1 protein-coding gene and 1 pseudogene are annotated in these 834 nt (G+C 57.8%); one reads left to right on the top strand and one right to left on the bottom strand.

Annotation, left to right across the window (positions count from 1 at the left end; genetic code table 11):
• Positions 1–315, top strand: a pseudogene (pflA, locus tag J5224_RS31530) (pyruvate formate lyase 1-activating protein); the annotation flags it as partial.
• A gap of 42 nt (positions 316–357) precedes the next feature.
• On the opposite strand, the gene J5224_RS31525 reads toward pflA, so the two are convergent.
• A partial coding sequence (locus tag J5224_RS31525) for an MFS transporter (RefSeq protein ID WP_264628921.1) occupies positions 358–834 on the bottom strand: 477 nt, incomplete at its 5' end.

Here is an 834-nt window from a genome sequence, read left to right as displayed (position 1 = left end):
GTGGGGGTATCCAACCACCGCACGCTGGAATTCGCCCGCTACTTAGCCAAACGTAACCAGCGCACCTGGATTCGCTACGTCGTCGTCCCCGGTTGGTCTGATGATGATGCCTCTGCGCACCTGCTGGGGAATTTCACCAAGGACATGACCAACATCGAGAAAATCGAATTGCTGCCCTACCACGAGCTGGGCAAGCATAAGTGGGTCGCCATGGGGGAAGAGTATAAGCTGGATGGTGTAAAACCGCCGAAAGCGGACACCATGAACCGCGTGCAGTCGATACTGCAAAGCTACGGGCATAAGGTTATTTACTGATGTCCTCCCCACGCTGCCCATTGGGAAGCGTGGGGCTCCGCATTACGCCGCCAGCGGTTTTGGGTGGCGATCGCTTTTCTTCAGCAGCATGACCAGATAAACCAGCGATACGGCGGCAATCAGCACAAACAGCACACGGTCGGAATAGGTTTGCATCAGCGCAGCCGCCATACTGGGGCCAACCAGGCTGCCAACGGTGTAACTGAGCAGCAATGACTGGTTCATCGCCACCAGTTCTTCATGACGTACCGTTTCGCACGCCCAGGACATCGCTACCGGATAGAGCGTGAAACCGGCTCCACCCAACAAAAACAGCGCAGGTGCCATCACCAGATGCCCAACGCTCAAGAGCGCAACGCAGGCGACAATCACCGCAAACACCAGCACGCGCAGCACCAGCAAGCGTCCATAGCGATCCGCCATGCGCCCCACTGGCCACTGGCCGACGATACCGGCACCAATCAACAGTGCCATCCAATACCCGACGCCGGCATCGCTGGTGCCACTGTGGGAGAGATA

Source organism: Candidatus Symbiopectobacterium sp. NZEC135, from assembly GCF_025962695.1.
This window is presented reverse-complemented; position numbering and strand designations above follow the sequence as displayed.